Here is a 3,843-nt window from a genome sequence, read left to right as displayed (position 1 = left end):
GCGTTGGCAGCCCCACCGGGGGCGGCCAACGCGCCCAGGGCGCCGCGCGTGAGGGTGACGCTGGGCGCGGAGAGCGTGCCGCCCACCGCCAGCGGCACGCCGATGCCGGCGCCGGCCGCCTGCAACTCCACCGACAGCCGGCCGCTGAGCGCCTGGCTGGCCGAGATGGCGACGTTGCCGCTGGCCGCCAGCACGCCGCTGGTGGCCACCAGCTTGGTCAGCTGCAGCGCCTTGCCTTGCGTGGTGACCTGGCCGGCCAGCGTGTCCAGCCGGGTCGAGCCGCCGCGGCTGAGCCCCGCCGTCTGCACCGCCCGCGCCAGGTCGATTCCCTCCAGCACCGCATTGCGCACGTCAAAGCGGGTCTGCGTGCGCAGCACCTCGCCCAGCTGCCCGACCTCGCGAAACTCGGCGCGCAAGGTGGTTTGCGCCTGCAGCTTGCCGGTCAGGGTCCGGCTGGGTGCGGTCAGCGCCGCCAGCTCCACGTTCTCGGTCCGCAGCTGACCCTGCAGCAGCTGTCCGCCCTTGACCGCCGGCTGCAGTTGCAGCTTGCCGCGGATGGTGCCGCCACCGATGTCCACCCGCACCGGCCAGTGGTCGGCCTCGCGCCGCAGCTCGCCCCTGGCGCCGACAAAGCGGCCGCCAACCACCTTGAACGAGGCCTCCTGCAGCAGGCCGTCGCCGGCCAGCGCCGCCTTCGCATCCATGGTCGTGCGCCGGCCTTGCCCGTCGATCCAGCTGACGGCGTCCAGCACTGCCCGGCGTGGCCACACCACCGACGCGGAAGGGCCCGGTGCCGCCGGCTTGGCGGCCGCCTCGTCCTTCTTCTGCATGGCGGCGCCCAACGCCGCCAGTGCCGTTTGCGGCAGTACCGCCTGCCGCACCAGCAGCGTCGCAATCTCCAGCCGCCCCAGCAGCAGCGCCGTCCAGACCGGCCGCGCCTCGACCCGCGTCACCGAAATCGGCGGCCGCGTCTGCAGCCGCACGTCGTCCACCGCCACCGCCGGCAGCGGCCACAGGTCGACCGACAGCCGGCCCATCGTCAGCGGCACGCCCAGCGCTGCCGTCGCCTCGCGTTCCACCCGGCTGCGGAAATCGTCGGTGCGCACCCATTGCTGCAGTGCCACGGCAACGCCGACCAGCAGCAAGACGAACGCCGACACCGCGAACACCAGCCATTTCAGGAGCTTTGCCATCGGGCGATTGTCGGTTGCCCCGCCCCCTGCACGGTTGCGCGCAAGGCGCTAGCATCGAATTGTCCACACCACGCGCGCAACTCAAGGAAAAAGCGAATGAAGTTGTACTACTCTCCGGGCGCCTGCTCGCTCTCGCCCCACATCGCGCTGCGCGAAGCCGGCCTGGCCTTCGAGCCGGTGCAGGCCTCGACCAAGACGCACCAGCTGTCCGACGGCACCGACTACTACACCATCAACCCGCTGGGCTACGTTCCGCTGCTGGAACTCGACGACGGCACCCGGCTGCGCGAAGGCCCGGCCATCGTGCAGTACATCGCCGACCAGGCGCCGCTGAAGAACCTGGCGCCAGCCAACGGTACGCTGCCGCGCTATCGCCTGCAGGAGTGGCTGACCTTCATCAGCACCGAACTGCACAAGAATTTTTCGCCCCTGTTCAACCCCGCCCTGCCGGACGAAGTCAGGAAAATGGGCCGCGACAAGCTGGCGCAGCGCTTCGCCTGGGTCGATGGCGAACTGGCCGGCAAGGACTACCTGATGGGCGAGCACTTCAGCGTCGCCGACGGCTACCTCTACACCGTTTCGCGCTGGGCCAGGCCGATGGCGGTCGACCTGTCCGGCTTTGCCAACCTGGTGGCGTACCGGGCACGCGTGGAAGCGCGCCCCGCCGTGCAGGAAGCCCTCACTGCTGAAGGACTCAACTGAAAATGACCACCCTATTCGATCCCATCGTGCTGGGCGGCATGGCGCTGCCCAACCGCATCGTCATGGCGCCGCTCACGCGCAACCGCGCACCCGGCGCCGTCCCCACCCCGCTGATGGCGCAGTACTACGCGCAGCGCGCCACGGCCGGCCTCATCATCACGGAGGCCACCGCGATCAGCCACCAGGGCCAGGGCTACGCCGACGTGCCGGGGCTGTACGGCACCGAGCAGCTGGATGCCTGGAAAGAGGTGACGCAGGCCGTGCACGAGCGCGGCGGCCGCATCGTGGTGCAGCTGTGGCACGTGGGCCGCGTCTCGCACGTCGACCTGCAGCCCGAGGGCAAGGCACCGGTAGCGCCCTCGCCCCTGACGGCCAAGACCAACACCTACCTGATCAAGGACGGCGTCGGCTCGTTCGTTCCGACCTCGCAGCCGCGGGCCCTGGACGCGCAGGAACTGCCGGGCATCGTGCACGACTATCGCCATGCCGCGCGCAACGCCGTCACCAGCGCCGGCTTCGACGGCGTCGAGGTGCACGGCGCCAACGGCTACCTGCTGGACCAGTTCCTCAAGACCGGCAGCAACCAGCGTGACGACGACTATGGCGGCTCCATCGAAAACCGCGCCCGCCTGCTGCTGGAGGTGACGCGGGCGGTGGCCGAGGAAGTCGGTGGCGAGCGCGTGGGCATCCGGCTGTCACCGGTGACGCCGGCCAACGACATCGCCGACACGGCGCCGCAGCAGCTGTTCGAATACGTGGTGCGCGAGCTGGCCGGCCTGGGCCTGGCGTATGTCCACATCATCGAGGGCGCCACCGGCGGCCCGCGCGAAGTGGACGGCCGGCCGTTCGACTACGCGGCCTTGCGTCAGGCCTATCGCGACGCCGGTGGCCAGGGTGCCTGGATGGTCAACAACAGCTACGACCAGGCCCTGGCGCGGCAGGCGCTGGCCGATGGCGCCGACCTGGTGGCCTTCGGGCGCGCGTTCATCTCGAACCCCGACTTGGTGGAACGCCTGCGCAGCGGCTCCGATCTGGCGACGCTGGATCGCGACACGCTGTATGGCGGCGGGGCCAAGGGCTACACGGACTATCCGGCACTGCCCTGATTCGACGTCCCCGCGCAGGCGGGCACGCAGGGCTTTGGAAGAGCGCGCCGCGGCGCGCTTTTTTAATGTGCACGCCCTGGGTTGCGGCCTGCGCGGGAATGACGGTCAGGGCCGCCAACGCTTCAACAGCAAGGCATTGGCCAACACGCTCACGCTCGACAACGCCATCGCGGCGCCGGCCATCACCGGGCTCAGGTAGCCCAGCGCCGCGAGCGGGATGCCGGCCACGTTGTAGGCAAAGGCCCAGAACAGGTTCTGCCGGATCTTGCGCACCGTGCGCCGCGAAATCGCCAGCGCGGCGGCCACCAGCGACACGTCGCCGCGCATCAGCGTGATGCCGGCCGCGTGCATCGCCACGTCGGTGCCGGTGCCCATCGCGATGCCGACGTCGGCGGCGGCCAGCGCCGGGGCGTCATTGACGCCGTCGCCCACCATCGCCACCACCTGGCCGCCCGCGCGCAGCGCAGCGACCCGCGCGGCCTTCTCGCCCGGCAACACCTCGGCCTGGATCTCGTGGTCCCGCAGGCCGAGCCGGCGGCCCATCGCCAGCGCGGCGGCGCGGTTGTCGCCGGAAATCAGCACCAGCCGCAGGCCTTGCGCGCGCAGGCTGGCCAGGGCCTGGTTCGCCTGCGGCTTGGGCTCGTCGGCAAAAGCCATCAGCGCGCGCAGCGCCAGGCCTTCGGTGCTGCGCTCGACCAGCGCCGACAAGGTCGCCCCGTCGCCTTGCAGGCGTTCCACATGCGCTTGCAGCGGTGCCAGCGGCACCTGCAATTCCTGCAGCCAGCGCAGGCTGCCGATCAGGAAGCTGCGGCCGCCCACCTCGCCTTCGGTGCCGCGCCCCG

4 protein-coding genes are annotated in these 3,843 nt (G+C 70.9%); 2 read left to right on the top strand and 2 right to left on the bottom strand.

The window, feature by feature from the left end; translation table 11 throughout:
- Window positions 1–1,193 (bottom strand): AsmA family protein (locus JWP65_RS16595; RefSeq protein WP_299765708.1); only part of this gene is annotated, 1,193 nt, incomplete at its 3' end.
- 96 nt (window positions 1,194–1,289) lie between these two features.
- Between JWP65_RS16595 and gstA the strand changes: the two genes are divergently transcribed.
- Window positions 1,290–1,895 carry a glutathione transferase GstA gene (gene gstA, locus JWP65_RS16590; protein ID WP_299765706.1) on the top strand — a complete coding sequence of 202 codons (606 nt, stop codon included), beginning with the start codon at window positions 1,290–1,292 and terminating at the stop codon, window positions 1,893–1,895.
- 2 nt (window positions 1,896–1,897) lie between these two features.
- Window positions 1,898–3,001, top strand: coding sequence for an alkene reductase (locus tag JWP65_RS16585; RefSeq protein ID WP_299765704.1), 1,104 nt, complete (start codon window positions 1,898–1,900; stop codon window positions 2,999–3,001).
- Between the two features lie 105 nt (window positions 3,002–3,106).
- Here the strand turns inward: JWP65_RS16585 and JWP65_RS16580 are convergent.
- The coding region (locus JWP65_RS16580) for an HAD-IC family P-type ATPase (RefSeq protein WP_299765702.1) at window positions 3,107–3,843 on the bottom strand (737 nt) is incomplete at its 5' end.

Origin of the sequence: Ramlibacter sp., from assembly GCF_028292805.1 — a bacterium.
In the GTDB taxonomy this organism is placed as follows: domain Bacteria; phylum Pseudomonadota; class Gammaproteobacteria; order Burkholderiales; family Burkholderiaceae_C; genus Ramlibacter.
The sequence above is the reverse complement of the archived record's forward strand: the minus strand, read 5'-3'. Positions and strand labels throughout refer to the sequence as shown.

What these genes read in the sequence shown, in the direction of transcription:
- JWP65_RS16585 (WP_299765704.1), top strand. Translation starts at nt 1,898, where the DNA reads ATGACCACCCTATTCGATCCCATCGTGCTGGGCGGCATGGCGCTGCCC.
- gstA (WP_299765706.1), top strand. Translation starts at nt 1,290, where the DNA reads ATGAAGTTGTACTACTCTCCGGGCGCCTGCTCGCTCTCGCCCCACATC.